Source organism: Halobacillus sp. A1-3 (genome assembly GCF_050971765.1).
Classification (GTDB): Bacteria; Bacillota; Bacilli; order Bacillales; family Halobacillaceae; genus Halobacillus; species Halobacillus mangrovi_B.
Genome location: NZ_JBPCEO010000005.1, coordinates 180890 through 197602 on the forward strand (window position 1 = coordinate 180890; position 16713 = coordinate 197602).

At 40.2% G+C, this 16713-nt stretch carries 17 protein-coding genes; 10 read left to right on the forward strand and 7 right to left on the reverse strand.

Annotation, left to right across the window (positions count from 1 at the left end):
* The first annotated feature begins 32 nt into the window (after window positions 1–32).
* Together ACRYKC_RS10855 and ACRYKC_RS10860 are read left to right on the forward strand one after the other, a co-directional pair.
* A complete protein-coding gene (locus tag ACRYKC_RS10855) occupies window positions 33–1841 on the forward strand; it encodes an IucA/IucC family protein (RefSeq protein WP_433806752.1) in 1809 nt (602 codons plus the stop codon).
* A gap of 32 nt (window positions 1842–1873) precedes the next feature.
* Window positions 1874–3085 carry an aspartate kinase gene (locus tag ACRYKC_RS10860; RefSeq protein ID WP_433806753.1) on the forward strand — a complete coding sequence of 404 codons (1212 nt, stop codon included), beginning with the start codon at window positions 1874–1876 and terminating at the stop codon, window positions 3083–3085.
* 72 nt (window positions 3086–3157) lie between these two features.
* On the opposite strand, the gene ACRYKC_RS10865 is transcribed toward ACRYKC_RS10860, so the two are convergent.
* Window positions 3158–4114 carry an arginine deiminase family protein gene (locus ACRYKC_RS10865; RefSeq protein ID WP_433806754.1) on the reverse strand — a complete coding sequence of 319 codons (957 nt, stop codon included), beginning with the start codon at window positions 4112–4114 and terminating at the stop codon, window positions 3158–3160.
* A 120-nt stretch (window positions 4115–4234) separates the two neighbouring features.
* On the opposite strand from ACRYKC_RS10865, the gene ACRYKC_RS10870 reads away from it, so the two are divergent.
* Window positions 4235–5554: an amino acid permease gene (locus ACRYKC_RS10870; RefSeq protein WP_433806871.1), complete on the forward strand. Its 1320-nt coding sequence runs from the start codon at window positions 4235–4237 to the stop codon at window positions 5552–5554.
* Window positions 5555–5898: 344 nt separating this feature from the next.
* Here the strand turns inward: ACRYKC_RS10870 and ACRYKC_RS10875 are convergent, their stop codons facing one another.
* The 3 genes from ACRYKC_RS10875 to ACRYKC_RS10885 form a co-directional block, all read right to left on the reverse strand.
* Complete coding sequence (locus ACRYKC_RS10875; RefSeq protein WP_433806755.1) at window positions 5899–6654, reverse strand: YqcI/YcgG family protein; 756 nt, start codon at window positions 6652–6654, stop codon at window positions 5899–5901.
* A gap of 64 nt (window positions 6655–6718) precedes the next feature.
* On the reverse strand, window positions 6719–7348 hold the full coding sequence (locus ACRYKC_RS10880) for a LysE family transporter (protein ID WP_433806756.1): 630 nt from the start codon (window positions 7346–7348) through the stop codon (window positions 6719–6721).
* A gap of 107 nt (window positions 7349–7455) precedes the next feature.
* A complete protein-coding gene (locus ACRYKC_RS10885) occupies window positions 7456–8091 on the reverse strand; it encodes a spore coat protein (RefSeq protein WP_433806757.1) in 636 nt (211 codons plus the stop codon).
* 239 nt (window positions 8092–8330) lie between these two features.
* Between ACRYKC_RS10885 and ACRYKC_RS10890 the strand changes: the two genes are divergently transcribed.
* Window positions 8331–8678 carry a VOC family protein gene (locus ACRYKC_RS10890; protein ID WP_433806758.1) on the forward strand — a complete coding sequence of 116 codons (348 nt, stop codon included), beginning with the start codon at window positions 8331–8333 and terminating at the stop codon, window positions 8676–8678.
* A 91-nt stretch (window positions 8679–8769) separates the two neighbouring features.
* Window positions 8770–9387 carry a YpjP family protein gene (locus tag ACRYKC_RS10895; RefSeq protein ID WP_433806759.1) on the forward strand — a complete coding sequence of 206 codons (618 nt, stop codon included), beginning with the start codon at window positions 8770–8772 and terminating at the stop codon, window positions 9385–9387.
* A 176-nt stretch (window positions 9388–9563) separates the two neighbouring features.
* On the opposite strand, the gene murB is transcribed toward ACRYKC_RS10895, so the two are convergent.
* Window positions 9564–10484: a UDP-N-acetylmuramate dehydrogenase gene (gene murB / locus ACRYKC_RS10900; RefSeq protein WP_433806760.1), complete on the reverse strand. Its 921-nt coding sequence runs from the start codon at window positions 10482–10484 to the stop codon at window positions 9564–9566.
* A 256-nt stretch (window positions 10485–10740) separates the two neighbouring features.
* On the opposite strand from murB, the gene ACRYKC_RS10905 reads away from it, so the two are divergent.
* From ACRYKC_RS10905 to ACRYKC_RS10915, 3 genes are all read left to right on the forward strand, one after another.
* Window positions 10741–10899: a DUF1540 domain-containing protein gene (locus ACRYKC_RS10905; RefSeq protein WP_085029103.1), complete on the forward strand. Its 159-nt coding sequence runs from the start codon at window positions 10741–10743 to the stop codon at window positions 10897–10899.
* Window positions 10900–11093: 194 nt separating this feature from the next.
* Window positions 11094–12791 carry a dihydroxy-acid dehydratase gene (gene ilvD / locus ACRYKC_RS10910; protein ID WP_433806761.1) on the forward strand — a complete coding sequence of 566 codons (1698 nt, stop codon included), beginning with the start codon at window positions 11094–11096 and terminating at the stop codon, window positions 12789–12791.
* Window positions 12792–12915: 124 nt separating this feature from the next.
* A complete protein-coding gene (locus ACRYKC_RS10915) occupies window positions 12916–13491 on the forward strand; it encodes a histidine phosphatase family protein (protein WP_433806762.1) in 576 nt (191 codons plus the stop codon).
* Between the two features lie 40 nt (window positions 13492–13531).
* On the opposite strand, the gene ACRYKC_RS10920 is transcribed toward ACRYKC_RS10915, so the two are convergent.
* Window positions 13532–13945, reverse strand: a complete 414-nt coding sequence (locus ACRYKC_RS10920; protein ID WP_433806763.1) for a VOC family protein — start codon at window positions 13943–13945, stop codon at window positions 13532–13534.
* A gap of 92 nt (window positions 13946–14037) precedes the next feature.
* Window positions 14038–14574 (reverse strand): flavodoxin family protein, encoded by a 537-nt coding sequence (locus tag ACRYKC_RS10925; protein ID WP_433806872.1) that lies wholly within the window; start codon window positions 14572–14574, stop codon window positions 14038–14040.
* A 119-nt stretch (window positions 14575–14693) separates the two neighbouring features.
* On the opposite strand from ACRYKC_RS10925, the gene ACRYKC_RS10930 reads away from it, so the two are divergent.
* Window positions 14694–15572, forward strand: a complete 879-nt coding sequence (locus ACRYKC_RS10930; RefSeq protein WP_433806764.1) for a LysR family transcriptional regulator — start codon at window positions 14694–14696, stop codon at window positions 15570–15572.
* Window positions 15573–15661: 89 nt separating this feature from the next.
* Window positions 15662–16591, forward strand: a complete 930-nt coding sequence (locus ACRYKC_RS10935) for an aldo/keto reductase (protein WP_433806765.1) — start codon at window positions 15662–15664, stop codon at window positions 16589–16591.
* Window positions 16592–16713: the final 122 nt, after the last annotated feature.

The window sequence follows — 16713 nt, forward strand, 5'->3', positions numbered from 1 at the left end:
AAATCAATTGTTATTAGAAAGGCAGGGGTAGGATGCAATTTAAAGACGAAATTCAAACCACACTTTGTGCATCTAACTGGAAAAAGGTAAATCAAAAACTGATGGCTAAGATGCTGGCTGAATACATGTATGAAGATATGATACAGCCCGCTGTTATTGGGAAAGAAACGTTGGTGCACGTATATGAGCTTCCGATCTCACAACAGAAAAAGTATCAGTATCAGGCTGAAGTGCGTCTTTTTGATAGTTTCGATGTCAAGTGGTGGACGATTAAAAAAGTTGATGGAGATAAGGAAATTGAAGCTGAGAGTGCGGTTGAATTGTTAGTAGATCTAAGAGAGACCATTGGCATGTCACCAGAAACGGCCGGTCACTTAATTAAGGAAATGAACGCAACCTTGATTGCAGATGCTCACTTAATGGAAAAGAAAGTCACTTCTGATGAGCTTCTTAACATGGATTATGCTGACCTTGAAGGATATATGAAAGGCCACCCTTGGATTACATACAACAAAGGTCGCATTGGTTTTGGTTATGATGATTACGTCGCTTACGCTCCTGAGCAGCAAAAAAAGCTAAAACTATCATGGATGGCTGTCCAACAAAGCCTGACTAGTTTCCAAGCTATTTCAGGACTATCTTATAAGGATTTACTTGATCAGGAATTAAACGAGAATGAAAAACTCCGCTTTGCGAAAGAAGTGGAAAAAGCTGGGCAAGATCCTAGCGAGTATTATTTCTTTCCTGTACACGAATGGCAATGGAACAATGTATTGATTCAGAACTTTCCGGAAGAAATTGCACACGGTAAGCTTATTCCTTTAGGTGATGGGGAGGATGACTATCTACCTCAGCAATCGATCCGAACATTCGTGAACAAAAATTCAAATCTGAAGCATCATGTCAAATTGCCAATGAGTATTTTAAATACACTCGTCTATCGAGGTTTGCCAGCTGAACGAACAGTGATTGCCCCTAAGGTGACAGAATTGATCAAAGGGATTCATGAGCAGGATTCGTTCTTGAAAGATGAATGCCGAGTTATTCTTCCAGGGGAAAATGCGAGTATCAATGTCGATCAAAAATATTTTACAGCTGTTGAAAATGCTCCTTATCAATACCTGGAGATGCTCGGTACGATATGGAGAGAAAGCATATACACGTATTTAGAAGAAGGGGAACAGGCGATCACACTGGCTGCTTTGCTCCACGAAGATCATAATGATAAGCCGTTTGTGAAGAGTCTGATAGAAGCGTCAGGATTAAAAACTGAGGATTGGATGAGCCAGTTCTTTAAGGTGGTCATGGATCCTTTGCTTCACTATCTATATCAGTATGGAACAGTATTTTCCCCGCACGGGCAAAACACAATTCTTGTTTTGAAGGATGCAAAACCACATCGCTTAGCAATTAAAGATTTCGTTGATGATGTAAATATTACTGATCAAGATTTCCCGGAATTATACGGACTATCTTCTGATTTGAAAGCAGTTTTGAGAAGCGAGCCGCCAGAAGGTTTGACCCAATTTATCTTTACAGGATTGTTTATCTGCCACTTGCGTTATTTAAGTCATCTTATGGAGAACCACAAGCTTCTTTCTGAAAAAGAGTTTTGGGCACAATTAGCGGATGCTATTCATGAGTATCAGGATCGTTTCTCTCATTTGAAAGAGCGTTTTGAGCTATTCGATTTCTTCCAACCGAAATTAACAAAACTATGTCTAAACCGCAATCGAATGGTGGATTATGGATATTCTGATGGAGACGATCGTCCCCATGCATCCGAATTTGGAAAAGTCTCCAACGCTCTATCACAATTCAAAGAAAGAACTAGTGTATAAATTTTATTCGTTATAAAAAAGGGTGATCATCATTGGCTATCGTTGTACAGAAGTATGGAGGGACGTCGTTAAACTCTACCAAAAGGATCAAAGAAGTGACTAAACGTATTTTGGAAGAGAAAAGAAAAGGAAGCCAGGTGGTTGTAGTAGTTTCTGCAATGGGGAGTTCAACGGATTCTTTAGTGGAGATGTCAAAAGAAGTTTCCTCTCATCATCCTCACCACAGGGAAATGGATATGCTTTTATCAACAGGAGAACAAGTGACAAGTTCTCTTGTGGCCCTTGCTCTTCAAAGTAAAGGAGCAGGTGCACTGTCCCTAACAGGGTGGCAGGCTGGAATTTACACAGAGGAGACCTTTGGGGATGCCGCTATTTTGTCTATTGACCCCCGAAAGATAAGAGCTCATCTAGATCAGGGTAAAATTATTGTTGTAGCAGGATTTCAAGGCGTATCTGAAAATGGTGAAATCTGCACGTTAGGTCGAGGAGGATCAGACACGACAGCCGCTGCTTTAGCTGCAGAGCTTCAAGCTGATCGGTGTGAAATATTTACTGATGTCGATGGAGTTTTTACTGCTGACCCCAGAATTGTGAAAGAAGCTAAAATGATCCCTAAACTTACCTACAAACAGATGCAGGATCTTGCTGAGATGGGAGCAGGAGTTGTGCATCCAAGAGCCGTTGTTCATGCGCATAGAAATAATGTTCCGTTGTTCGTACGTTCAAGCTTTGATCAACAGGAAGGGACAAGGATTGATCATTTTCATGAGCAAACTCATGTAACTGGAATTACAGTAGAAAAAGATTTAACACATCTTACTATCACAGTTAAGGAAAAGACAAACATTCCTGAAGAAACATCGGCTGCGCTAAAGGTAATTGAGGATGCAGGAATCGTGATAAGGAGAGCACTTTTTAAAGAAGATCTTTATTCATTTTCCTTTATCATACAAAGCAAGGATGTGAAACAAACTTGCTCCCTGTTACAAAGGAGACCATGGATTTCTAAAGTTTCTTGTGAGAATAGATCAGCTGTATCCGTAATTTTTAGCCATGAGAGCCTAGCATTTAACTTTAATAATCGATTAAGCAAGGTATTAAAAACAAAAAGGAATGGAGCAGATATTATTTTCCACAGACCCAGAGTATGGCGCGTTTTTGTACCTGATAACGAATTATCGCGTACTGCGCAACTGCTCCATGATGTATTTATAGCTAAACCTAATTTGTCAGTATCTATCTGAAAATAGATAACCCGTGGATATTCAACTGTATCCACGGGGTTATTCTTTCATAAAAATAGTTCTGTTAAACGTTTATGATCGCCGTTCAAACGGCAGTGTCATACAACGGATACCGCCGCCTCCTTTTTCAAGTTCCGCTACATCGACTTCGATCAACTTCTTCTTTTTTAATTCCGGATGATGAGAGAAAATCTTCTTGTTCACTTTTGAACTGATGAGAAGAGTTTCTGGATTCAGGTTTAAAAAATTTATGTTTGCAACTGTATCTCTTACATCAGGCTTAACGTCAGGCGACCATATGACTTCAAATCCGTGACGATTTAAGAATTGTTCCATCATTTCATAGTGCTCTCTACGGTCATTGATCACTTGCACCGGGAAAAAACGCATGTAACTTTTTGCTAAGAACAAGTTTTTACCGACAACGTTTCCGTTCATATCTAAATGCATTGTGTCTCCGCGGCGAGGAAGATCAATGACACCGATTTCTGAGAAACCTGCTTTAAAAATTTGCTCTTTCATCTTTTGGATGCTTTCCATGCTTGTTCGTAGTCCTGTGTTTATGAAGACAGCATCTTTATTCAGAATTAATACGTCCCCATATTCCAATGCGTTAGCTGAATTATTTGCTTCGATAGGAAAGGAAGAGGAATCAAACCATTTATTAAATAAGATATGGGACATAACATATTCGGGTCTTCTCATTGATGTACCCGCTTCCCCTGGAAGAAGTTCATTTCCAAATACACACCCTAGGTCACGAACAAAAACCCGGTTAATCAACTGAAGGTGGAGCATTTTATCTTTTGTAGATAGATAGTCGGAGTAATCAATCACCTTTACGCCTTCTTGCTCCATTGCGGAAACCATTATGTGGTGGTTTTCTCTAGCTTTGTTCTGGCTGACTGGTTTTTCCCACTGTACATCATCCGCGGTTTGTTGGTCGGGTACCTCGATCTCCGAAGGGCCACATACGACTACACATTTTAATTCATCTGTTTCATTCCAACAGTTCAAATGTACATCCATTGAAGACCTGCTCCTTTCACTTCACTCTTCCTACTTTCTCCTCACAAGAGAAAATCATTCGATATAAGCACATATTCATCGTGCATTATCTTCAAACTAAAGCAAAAAGTGCAGGAGAGGATTGGCATGGCTAAGTGTCCGAGCCCGAAATCGAAAATTGCGTGGTGGCAGATGTCTTTTATCGGTGTCGGCTGTATTATCGGAACGGGCTATTTTTTAGGCTCAAGTATCGCTATACAAAAAGCAGGGTCTTCCGTGCTTCTTGCTTATCTATTTGCCGGTCTGGGTACTTGGATTGTATTTGAGAGTCTGGCAAAGCTCACGGCTCATCATCCTGAAAAAGGTTCTTTTCGCACGTATGCCAAACAAGCGTATGGGAATTGGGCGGGCTTTAGTAACGGATGGGTGTACTGGTCGTCTGAAATGCTAATCATGGGAAGTCAACTGACGGCACTAGCGATTTTTGCACAATTCTGGTTCCCACAATTGGCACTATGGGTCCTAGCAGCCATTTTTGCAGCGTTGGGATTATTGATTATCCTGATGGGGGTTAAGAAAGTAGAACAAATGGAAAGCGTTTTTGGATTAATGAAAGTGGCTGCTATCTTCATGTTTATTCTCATTGCTTTAGCAGCAGTCTTAGGATGGTTTGGAGGGGAAAGAGCGGAACTCCCGAGAGCTCCTTTCCAAACCCTTTTCCCAAATGGAGCAGTGGGGCTATGGGTAGCTTTTCTGTATGCTTTTTATGCTTTTGGAGGAATTGAAGTGATGGGGCTTATGGCGCAGGAACTAAAAAATCCAAAAGATGCACCGAAGTCAGGAAAGATCATGCTGTTGGTTTTAACTTCTTTTTACCTCATTTCTATATTCTTCGTGCTTAAGCTCGTCCCTTCTAAAGAGATAAATGCTGACGAAAGTCCATTGATTACAGCATTAGTACAGTTTGATCTTCCATGGGTCCCTCATTTGTTTAATAGTATGTTAATCATTGCAGGCTTCTCAACCATGGTCGCTTCGCTATATGCGGTCACAACAATGTTGGTCACCCTGGCAGAGGAGGGGGACGCCCCTAGAATATTTGCCGTAGAAGGAAGGTGGAGTATCCCCACCTCTGCTTTTGGACTAACAGCTGGAGTCGTCATCTTATCTATCCTTGTCGCAATAGTTTTGCCTGAAAAGATATTCGAATACTTGACCACAGCTGCGGGTTTGATGCTGTTGTATAATTGGATATTCATCCTTTTTTCTTATAAAAAATTAATGGGAAATACTGCGATAGATACGGTGAAGATAGGTGTGGCTTTCCTACTAATCCTGATTGCAGTGGGTGGAACTTTGTTCGATCAAATAAGCAGAGCTGGACTTTTTGTGAGTATGGGATTTATAGCCGTGATCGCGATCGCAACATTTTTTAAGCAAAAAAAATTTGGGAATGAGTAGCTGTGATAACAAAGTTTCTTGTTAAAAAGCTCATTCCTTTTGTTATTCTGCTTATGAGAGTAATACGAGTTGTAGGAAGATTTGAGTGAAGGAATCAAGGGAAATGACAAAACTTCTGTGGGATGAGCATATCAGGTAAGCCCCCGGAGAGAAGGCAGCTCGAGAAGGCTCATCGGATGCCCGTGGAAAGCGAGTCATTTCCATAAATTCCAAATCCAATCTATTTTCACGGAAACCTTCACATTCAAATAATTTCGAGATCGAGCCTTCCACTTCCCGCTATTATATGGAAAATTTAATCTGAGTTTTATCAGTGGTGCTTAACATAGCGGGGGTTTTATGGATCAAGAACGCAGACTCTTTAATTTGTTTTTGATTGCCATAAACGGGCACTTAGAAGGGGAGGTTTCATCTTCACTTAAAAAGTATTGCTTCCACTCATAATTATCTTCTTGTCCGTACCACTTCAAGGCCGGGTGAGGGGATGTTTGATCGTATTCCACCAACCGTTTGCGAATTACATTTTTCAGCCGGCTGCCTATTTTGGTAGAAGAATTAATTTCTTCAAACACCCACCTGGGTTGAAATGCTATTAAGAAATACGGAAAGAACCTACTCTTTCGTATAGAGTGTGAGGGCGTTGCACAAAAAGAAAAATAGGGTTCTTCATCAAAGCAAAACTCCCATTCGTGATGATCAGGGAATTGAGGAATATTCTCTGGCCAAGGTTTTTCATCGTATTTATGAACATTGTTTAATATTTTCCAGAAAAACTCTCTATAATCTTCTACATCGGTTTCTGTGCTGATTGACCTGGAGTCGAAGAATACGACCAAGGAGGCGTAGGAACCAGTGTCCCTTGATATTTTTCCGTATTCTTTTAATAATACCGACAAATGTTTCGCTGATGCTTCCTGTCTTGGATCTCCAGCAAACCCAAAACGCAGCATATCTTTTGAAAAACCTTGAATCCCAGGGACACAAGGATATGGGTTCTTTTTATCAGTCATCATAGTGCTGAAATGTTCATAGGCTGAGAGCTCCCATGGATTAAGCTCCTTTTTATTTTCCTCAATCCAACTTTTTGAACATAAAAACATGAATCATCCCTCCTAAAACATGACACAAAGTATCTTATTAGGAGAGATGAAATTAGGTGTTTGTCTACCCAATTAACAAGCGTAGTGCTTGTACACCAAAGTAAACTCCAAAACCAATTAATACAAAACCGGACAATATAGAAATGATACGAAGAGCCCTGGGCTTCACCCACTTTCGCGCTCCAGTAGCAATACTTGCCATTGTAATGTCCCATAAAGTGATGCCTAGAAATATTCCACTGCTGTAGAGAAGAATCTGGGAGGTTTCGTATTGGTCTGTGGTTTGAGCAATCATCGAGCCGTAGATGCTTAGCCAAAACAATATATTCATTGGATTGGAAGCAGCCATAAGAAAGCCTGTCCGAAAAGCTTTGCTTCTTGATTCGTACCTGAAACCACTTTTGCTACCTGTCATAGAATCGGATTTTAGAATACTCTCGTATCCCGTATAACAGAGAACAAAAAAACCTGCCGACCATAACAAGAACTTGATAATGGGAACGTCCACGAATTGTGCAATCCCAAAATATATGAGCAACATAAAGATCCCATCTGCAATCATTCCTCCTACACCTACAAGCCAGGCATGCCAAAAACCGAAACGTATCCCCTTGTCCAATTGGGCTGCATTGATCGGCCCGATTGGAGCAGATAACGATAAGCCTAATAGTATGTAGCTGAGAAAAATACTCATGAGGCACCTCCTTACTGAAACCTATTCTATATATACTAAACCTTAAATGTAAGTATTAACCACAAAAACAGCTGGAAATAAGAATGACCTTATTTCCAGCTGTTTTTTTAATGAGCCTTATTTCCTTGAACAGGTACAGTGGCATAGCTTTGAAGCATCTGGTTCATATCTTGTTGCTGAAGCTGAGGAACTTGATAGTACCCATGCTTGTTTTGGTAAAGGAATGTTTCATAACTCATTTCAATAAAGTTTGGAACACTATCGGCAATTACTCTTCGTAATACTGGATTGGTCATCTCTAAAGCCGTCATCGCTAGAAGAGTCGATAAACTTTTCGTTTGACCAAGCATATAAGCGGATAAACCTTGATCCGATAGATCGTTTACAGACTGGTTCGGTTTTTTAGGCTGGCCTGGCTTAAGTCCATAAACCGCGTCATTATTCTGAGCCATCTTATACTGCTGAGTCGGCTGGGCTGGATCTTGACCAGTCTGGAAGCTCTGGACAATCGTGTTATACATTTGAGTCACAAATGTAGAGTGACGCTGAGCAATATCTTTTAGTTCAGGGTCCTGGATATGCTGTTCATACATTTGGTATTGATCGAGCATGCTGATAATTCCCGCGATTACCTCATGCGCGTCAAACATTTCATGTCCACCATGGTTTTTATTCTGCATCATGTTAGGGGGCATCTGAGTCCCACCCATTTGCTGATTTTGGTTTTGGTTCGGTTTTTGCATAAGTATTCCCTCCTGAATAATGTATTCATAATTCAATTTTCCCTATTTGAGTTTATTCATGTACGGATAAATTGTCATATAAAGCGGAATTCTGTCGTAAAAACATTTCTTATTGTGTTTTTATTGAGAATCTGGATTTTTTCCTGCACAACACGACACAAGAAGGTCGAACAATGATAAACTTGGACGAGAAGTGTGAAAATTTTGAAGGTTTTATGAACATTGAAGGAGGAATTTCATTGAAATTGTTGGGTTATCGGCATGTAACTGTTTCTGAAGAAAGTGAACAAATGGTGGACTTTTTTGAGAAGAAACTCGGGTTAGCCAATTCATGGACAGAAACAGATAAGTATTCAGGTGGTGTTTTCAAAAGTGAGAACAGCTGGCTTGAATTTTGGACAAAAAATGAGGACATGCCAGAAATGACCATGCTTCAACTTATTGTGGATGATGCAGATGAGTTTGCCGCCCGCATAAAGACAAGCGGAGTTGAGCTTTATGGCCCTGTAGAGGAACGCGGAGAAAGAATCTACTCCATGACAGCCCCTAACCGTATGCCCGTGACGATTCAATCCTCTATTGAATAAATAGTTAGAAAATGTTCATTTTTCCCCATGTGCTGGAAAAATCTACGTGATACAATTCTAAAAGAGAGAAAAAGTAAGGGAGACATTGTAAATGAAGCTATGGGGAAGAAAGATTTTTGTTGTACTCGTATCCGTTCTTACATTAGGTTTATATGTCCCGCCTACTTATGTACATACCGATGCCGCGGAAAACAATGAGATGGCTCCAGAGGACCACGAAGGCAGTTATGCTGCCTCCAATGGGGAGATCATTCCACAGGATGAACCAGCTCCTATTCCTGAATCGAATTATGAAATGGACTCAGAAGAGGACTACATCCATATGATTACCGAGCAAGCTAAAGAGCAGACACTGAATAAGATGGGACCAAGAATTGTTAAAAAAGTCGATACAGATATGACGAACGATATATTACCGAAAATTGAAGAAGTTGTTGAAATGATTCTAGAAGAGGTGGGAGAAGAAGAACTTCCCTACTACGAAATTACGGAAGAACTGACTCCAGGGTACGGAGAGAAAATTTTCAATCTTTACAATTACAAGACCGGAGAGGAACTGGCTAAGTTCCACGTCCGAAGAGATAAACGTCCTGGCGAAGGCTACTGGTTTAATTTTCATTACCATTTAAATGACGATGATTTTGTTAAACACCACTCTATCGGAGAAATTTACTGGGAAAAAAATACACCACCTAAATGGATGTCTTAATAAGAAAGGCGATTCACTTCAAAGTGATTCGCCTTTTTCTTACTTTATAAATTTTATTTTTGTTGTATCTAACACTTATAAATACCAGTTCTTTTGCCATCAGTCGTATTAATTAATATTAGGATTCTAAAAGTAAAAAGGGATTCAAACGTTGAATCCACTTTAAACAATTTTTTTTATTCTTGGTCCTCACCGATGATACGTACTTCTCTCTCCAAATCAACACCGAACTTTTTCTTAACTGTCTTTTGTACATGTTCGATCAAGGAAATATAGTCCTTCGTAGTAGCATTATCTTTGTTGACGATGAAGCCTGCATGCTTTTTGGAAACTTCGGCTCCCCCAATATTGGTCCCCTGGAGCTGGCTGTCCTGAATCAGCTTCCCTGCAAAGTAACCGGGAGGGCGTTTAAATACACTGCCACAGGATGGATACTCAAGCGGCTGCTTCGATTCACGTTTAAATGTAAGATCATCCATGACCGATTTGATTTCTTCATAACTGGCAGGTTTTAAATTGAAGGTTGCCTCAACGACGATATCTCCATTGTCAGGAATGTTACTTGTTCTATAGTCTAGATCAAGCTCAGAGGCAAGACGTTTTACAAGGTTTCCCTCTTTATCGACCACATAAGCATAGTCAAGTACATCCTTAATTTCTCCACCGTAAGCCCCCGCGTTCATATAGAGAGCTCCACCGACGGTCCCTGGTATGCCGCATGCGAATTCGAGGCCAGATAAATGTTGCTCAAGCGCATAGCGGGATGCATCAATGATTCGTGCACCGCTTTGAGCAACAACCGTATCGCCCTGAGAGGAGATTTTATCTAAATGTTTTAAGTTAATGACGATTCCTCGAATACCGCCATCTTTAATTATTAGATTAGATCCGTTTCCAAGCAATGTAAAAGGAATATTTTCTTCGTTAGTAAGTTTGACAACGTTTTGAATCTCCTCAAACGTCGTCGGAGTGATGAAGAAATCTGCTTTTCCACCTAACTTTGTGTATAAGTGATCCTTCAACACTTCATCCACTTTTACATTTTCCTCTTTAACAAGATTCATCAATTTATTGTAAATCTTCTTTTTGTTTTCCATGAACACCAGTCCTATTTAAAGTTGTAATCCATCATGAAGTTTATAACAAATGCTGAACATTTCAAAGCAAATGAACAATCTTCACCTGTCTATTTGTCATTAGTTTATGATAACAAGGGTAAAAGTTTACAAACTGAATTTAATAATCACGCTCTATATTTTATCATACATTCGAGTAGTTATTGAGAACGAAATTAATGCTGTGTATATTTCCTTTTTTATGTAGGATTATAAGTCCATAGGGAGGTGTGTGAAGATGGCGCTAGACGTTCTTTGTGAAGTAAAGAACTGTGTGTACAATGAAAATGGTCAAAATTGTGGTGCAGATCGAATTTATGTCGTTAGTCATAAAGGAGATCAAGCTCATAATAGTGAGGAAACAGATTGTAAAACATTTAAACCGTCTAACCTATAAAATTTTCCAGAAGACTTACTTCATTCGTGGAGTAAGTCTTTTATACATATGAAAGCGCTTCACTATTAGGAAAGTTTGATATTTTCTGAAAAGTTATTGCGAAGTGGGCTCTAAGTTAGTATCATCATGATAAGTTAATTAAAATTCTAAAAAATTCGACATGCAAGGAAATATACTACGAAGGAGTGTAAGGGATGGAAAAAAACAAAAAAGATTTAAGAATAAAAAGTAAAGTCATCAGTGAAGGTGTCAACCGAGTCCCGAACCGCTCAATGCTGAGAGCTGTTGGGTTTACCGACGAAGATTTTAAAAAGCCAATGATCGGTGTAGCAAGTACATGGAGTGAGGTAACCCCATGTAACGTACATATCGATCGTTTGGCACGCGAAGCGAAGAGTGGAGCAAAAGAGAATGGCGGCGCGCCAATGATCTTTAACACAATTACCGTTTCTGATGGAATTGCCATGGGACACGAAGGAATGCACTATTCACTTCCGAGCCGCGAAATTATTGCTGATTCGATTGAAACAGTTACGAATGCTGAACGCCTAGATGGGGTCGTTGCTATCGGAGGATGTGACAAAACTACTCCTGGTTGTATGATGGCGATCGGACGCATGAACATACCGTCTGTTTATGTGTACGGGGGAACGATTCAGCCTGGGAAGTTAAATGGGAAAGATATCGATATCGTTTCCTCATTTGAAGCGGTAGGGCAGTACCATGAAGGTCAAATTAATGATGAAGAGCTTCATAAGGTAGAGTGCAGTGCTTGTCCTGGGGCAGGTGCATGCGGGGGAATGTACACAGCGAACACGATGGCCGCTGCCGTGGAAGCCCTTGGTATGAGCATTCCTGGTTCATCTTCGACCCCTGCTGTTAATGATTACAAGGAATCTGAGTGTAAGCAAGCTGGTGAAATGGTTGTTAATTTGCTGGAAAAAGATATCTATCCACGTGATATCATGACCAAAGAAGCTTTTGAAAATGCCATCACTGTTGTTATGGCCCTTGGTGGATCTACAAACGCTTTTCTTCACCTGCTGGCCATTTCTCACTCTGCAGGAGTCGATTTGAGTCTTGATGATTTTGAAAGAATAAGACAGAATGTTCCACATATTGCTGATATGAAACCAAGTGGTCGTTATGTCATGCAGGACCTTTATGAAAGTGGAGGTGTGCCAGCAGTAATGAAGCTGCTTCATGAGCATGGCTTGCTGCACGGTGATTGTTTGACCGTTACTGGAAAAACTGTTGCAGAAAATCTTGCTGAAGCTACTCCACTTAAAGAAGGGCAAAAAGTAATCCTACCGCTTGAAGATCCTATCAAGCCAAATGGACCACTCGTTGTTCTTAAGGGTAATTTAGCCCCTGAGGGAGCAGTTGCAAAAATGTCCGGTCAAAAAATCAGTCGTTTTGAAGGACCGGCGCGCGTATATGATAGTGAAGCAGAAGCGACCGATGCGATTGTAAACAATGATATTAAAGAAGGTGATGTTTTAGTCATCCGTAACGTTGGTCCTAAAGGAGGACCAGGGATGCCTGAGATGCTCTCCGTTACAGCGATGATTGTCGGTAAAGGACTCGGAGGTAAAGTTGCTCTCTTAACAGATGGGCGATTCTCTGGTGGTTCCCACGGCTTTGTCATTGGTCACGTAGCCCCTGAAGCCGCAGTCGGTGGACCAGTTGGGTTGCTGCAAGAAGGAGATACAATCACGATAGATAGTGATACCCAGCAAATCAATTTTGACGTTTCAGAAAGTGAACTTGAAAGACGTCGTCAAGCATGGGAGAGTCCAGCCCTAAAACATAAGACGGGAACTTTAGCAAAATACGCCCGCTTAGTTTCTTCTTCTGCAAAAGGTGCTGTAACAGATTTGGATTTAGATTAAGGAACCGGGGATCGCTTGCTTAGAGCGATCCCTTTTACTTGTAGAAAGGGGCAACGAAAACAAAGGAGTTTATCTATCCATTCTAGAATAGACAGGGAGAGCTTTTGAAAAGGGGGCACAGAAGATGAAACTAACATTCATCCGCCATGGAAGCACGCAATGGAACAAAGAAAAAAGGGCGCAAGGCAGCTCAGACATTCCTCTTGACATTGAAGGCAGGAAAGATGCTGAAAAATTGGCTGAAAGGCTTGAAGCTGAAAAGTGGGATGCCTTATATTCAAGTCCTCTACAACGGGCAAAACAGACCGCAGGTATTATCAGTAGAAAAGTGGGGTTGCACGTTAAATTTGATCCCCGCTTGCGAGAAGCTGGTGGAGGTCAAATAGAAGGTACGACGGAAGAAGAAAGAGTTAAAAAGTGGGGCGAAAATTGGAGAAGTCTTGAACTTGGCATGGAAAAGCCGGAGAGTGTTGTAAAAAGAAGTCTTTCTTTTATGGAAGACTTGGCAGAAGAGAATGCTCCTGGTACAAATATTATCGTAGTAAGTCATGGCGGGGTGATTAGTTACCTGCTGAGAGAGTTGGACCCTGATAATATAAAAGAAGAACATATGAAAAATACTTCGGTAACAGAAGTTGTTCTTAGAGAAGGTCATTGGGTTTGTGATCGGTTCAATTGTACATTACATTTAGAAAAATAAAGGGAGAGCGGCTCTGGCAGGAGCCGCTTTTATTCATTATTTATTTGTCTTTTGTAAAGTTTAGATCCCAAATAATTCCGTATTCATCTTTTACCTTTGCATATGTAGCGCCCCAAAAAGTATCCTGTATTTCCATTAAAACAGTACCCTTTTCTTTTAAACGTTTATAATAAGTTTGAATCTCCTCAGCACTTTCTAATTCTAGGACTAACGAAATATTGTTTCCAGCTTTAAAAGCGTCGGCAGAGAATGAATCTGAAATCATAAAAACGAGCCTATCTTTTTTATAGCTGGCATGCATAACCTTATCATCCATTTGTGGAGGAGTTTCGAAATCTGATTCACCGAATGTTTGCAGGCCGATGACTTCGCCGCCAAATACTTCCTTATAATATTCTAGAGCTTCTTTAGCATTACCGTTAAACGTTAAGTAAGGGGTAGCCTGGTGTTTCATATGAACACTCCTTTAATAGAATTTAGATTTGTTTCTATTGTAAACGAGTTTCAATTTAAATACAAGAACATTTGTTCGTGTATTTTGTCCATTTATAAATTTTTGAAATGTTCATTCCATTCTTCTGCTTTCTTTAACGCTGATAGGTCTTTTAGAATTTCTTCTGGCTTAACAGCATGACCAATAATATAGTCTTCAAATGACATGTCGACAAAATCAAAAATATGGTCAAATTGCTGGATCAAAGGTAACCCGGTGAACTTAGGGTCGCTTCCGCCTGTCATCATGACATAAGCTTTTTGATGAGCTAGTTTTTCCTTGAAATTAAAACGTTCATCGCGCAAATATTGTGACCAGCGGTCTATAAATATCTTCATTTGGCCAGACATTCCGAACCAGTAAATTGGTGTGGCAAAAATGATAAGATCATGGCTCAGAAATTGGGCTAGCAACTCCTCGTAATCATCATTTACTGGATAAAATCCTGTTGCTGAATGTCTAAGATCAACAATCGGTTTTATGTGATAATCACTTAGGCGAATGGTTGTATGATCTACATTATCCAAAGCTTTGCGCACTAATAGTTCTGTATTTCCATCTTTCCGAGAGCTGCCTAATATCGTTAAGATTTTCATCTTTACACTCCTTGGTCGTTGTAGTTCGTAAATAGTATAGCATTGCCTTAGCCATTGTAGATATCTATAATTAATGATATAGAGTATCGTAACTTTTGATGGAAGGAGAGCCTATGGACTTATCATATTTCTATACCTTTAAAGAAGTGGCTAGATGGGGCAGTTACACACGTACGGGGGAAGAACTCGGCTACGCTCAATCAAGCGTTACGACCCAAATCAAGAAACTAGAAGAACATTATCACGTGAAATTGTTTGAACGAGTTGGTCAGAGAATGAGACTAACGCAATCCGGAGAAGAACTTTTGTATTATGTCCAACAAGTTCTGAGCCTCATGGAAGAAGCCGAGGGTAAACTCTCCCAAACAAGTAGGATGAGAGGAACACTCAGGATTGGAACGGTTGAATCTCTTGCAGCCTATTTTATAACCGGAACTGTGAAGCTCTTTAAAGAAAAGAATCCTGATATGAGAATTCAACTTGAATCAGGTTTGTGTCCGAATCTACTGGAAGGGATACTAGAAAGCCACTACGATTTAGCAGTAGTTCTTGACGAACAAATCAACCACCCTCATTTAAAGTCCATACCATTACGGCGCGAGAAGATGGTTATGGTTGCTCCGCCAAATCATAATCTTGCTAATCAAGAAAAGCTGGATGTAAAGCTGCTGCAAGAGGAAACGTTGATTTTAACTGAAAAAGATTGTTCCTATCGTAAAGCACTAGAAAATCTAATAAAAGAAAAAGGGATTCAAGCTCGTTCAATTATATCCTTTACGAGTCTTGAAGCGATTAAACAATGTGTGGTGGACGACCTTGGAATCGCTATGCTTCCAGAAATGACGGTGAAGCAGGACTTAGAAATCGGACGATTGGCCAGACTGGATTTTGACTATGATGATTTCGGAATGATGATTCAGCTTGTATATCATAAAAAGAAATGGCTCTCACCAGCTCTGCAAGAATTTATCAAACTGATGGTAGATAAGTGACTTACCCATTGAGGAGGTCACTTTTGTTTTTTGATTGGATAGATGTGGTAAATATCAAAGGGAAGTGATTATGAAGAGGAGATGAAAAAGTGGATAAAAATACACAATTAGGCAAGTCAGGTTTGCACGTTAACCCAATTGGTCTTGGAACTAATGCGGTCGGAGGCCATAATATTTATCCTAACTTAGATGAAGAAGCGGGCAAGGATGTCGTACGCACGGCTATCGACAACGGAATCAATTTTTTTGATACAGCATTTATCTATGGTCCTGAAAGATCAGAGGAATTAGTAGGCGAAGTGATGCAGGAGTACAAGCGTGAAAACATCATTCTTGCGACGAAAGGTGCACATCAGTTTAAAGGAGAAGACGTTGTATTTAATAATTCTCCTAACTTCTTAAAAAAATCGGTTGAGGATAGCTTGCAGCGTCTAAGAACCTATTATATTGACTTGTATTATATTCATTTTCCGGATGAGGAGACCCCAAAGGATGAAGCTGTAGGGGCTTTGAAAGAATTAAAAGATGAAGGAAAGATCAGATCAATTGGTGTTTCAAATTTTTCTCTAGATCAATTAAAAGAGGCCAACAAAGATGGATATGTCGATGTTATTCAAGGCGAGTACAATTTATTTAAACGTGAAGCTGAAAAGGAGATGCTTCCTTACACCGCCGAGAACGACATTTCTTTTGTGCCATACTTTCCGTTCGCTTCTGGTCTATTAGCTGGTAAGTATGATAAAAACACCAAATTTGATGACTTCCGAGCAAAAAACCCTCTCTTTCAAGGAGAAGCGTTTATGAAAAATTTAGCCAAAGTTGATCAGTTGAGGCCAATTGCACAGAAAAAAGGCGTGGATGTTCCCCATGTTGTTTTGGCCTGGTATTTAAACCAGCCGTCTATTGATGCAGTCATTCCAGGTGCGAAGCGTGATCGTCAAGTAGTCGACAACTTGAAGACCCTGGACGTGGACCTGTCAGATGATGAGATCTCACAAATCGACCGTATATTTTCATAAAGTAAATCAAGCCTGCCACTACTGGTAGGCTTTAATATTTTGATGAGGTAAAATAAAAGGTTTTAGAAAAAAGACAAGAAGCTCTGCTTAACTTGTTAGATGGAAGCCAACCTTCCTTTTAG

Bases quoted from the DNA above. Each gene is read 5' to 3' on its own strand.
- ACRYKC_RS10855 (WP_433806752.1), top strand. From the start codon at position 33: ATGCAATTTAAAGACGAAATTCAAACCACACTTTGTGCATCTAACTGG.
- ACRYKC_RS10865 (WP_433806754.1), bottom strand. From the start codon at position 4,114: ATGGATGTACATTTGAACTGTTGGAATGAAACAGATGAATTAAAATGT.
- ACRYKC_RS10875 (WP_433806755.1), bottom strand. From the start codon at position 6,654: ATGTTTTTATGTTCAAAAAGTTGGATTGAGGAAAATAAAAAGGAGCTT.
- ACRYKC_RS10880 (WP_433806756.1), bottom strand. From the start codon at position 7,348: ATGAGTATTTTTCTCAGCTACATACTATTAGGCTTATCGTTATCTGCT.
- ACRYKC_RS10885 (WP_433806757.1), bottom strand. From the start codon at position 8,091: ATGCAAAAACCGAACCAAAACCAAAATCAGCAAATGGGTGGGACTCAG.
- ACRYKC_RS10895 (WP_433806759.1), top strand. From the start codon at position 8,770: ATGAAGCTATGGGGAAGAAAGATTTTTGTTGTACTCGTATCCGTTCTT.
- murB (WP_433806760.1), bottom strand. From the start codon at position 10,484: ATGGAAAACAAAAAGAAGATTTACAATAAATTGATGAATCTTGTTAAA.
- ACRYKC_RS10905 (WP_085029103.1), top strand. From the start codon at position 10,741: ATGGCGCTAGACGTTCTTTGTGAAGTAAAGAACTGTGTGTACAATGAA.
- ilvD (WP_433806761.1), top strand. From the start codon at position 11,094: ATGGAAAAAAACAAAAAAGATTTAAGAATAAAAAGTAAAGTCATCAGT.
- ACRYKC_RS10915 (WP_433806762.1), top strand. From the start codon at position 12,916: ATGAAACTAACATTCATCCGCCATGGAAGCACGCAATGGAACAAAGAA.
- ACRYKC_RS10920 (WP_433806763.1), bottom strand. From the start codon at position 13,945: ATGAAACACCAGGCTACCCCTTACTTAACGTTTAACGGTAATGCTAAA.
- ACRYKC_RS10930 (WP_433806764.1), top strand. From the start codon at position 14,694: ATGGACTTATCATATTTCTATACCTTTAAAGAAGTGGCTAGATGGGGC.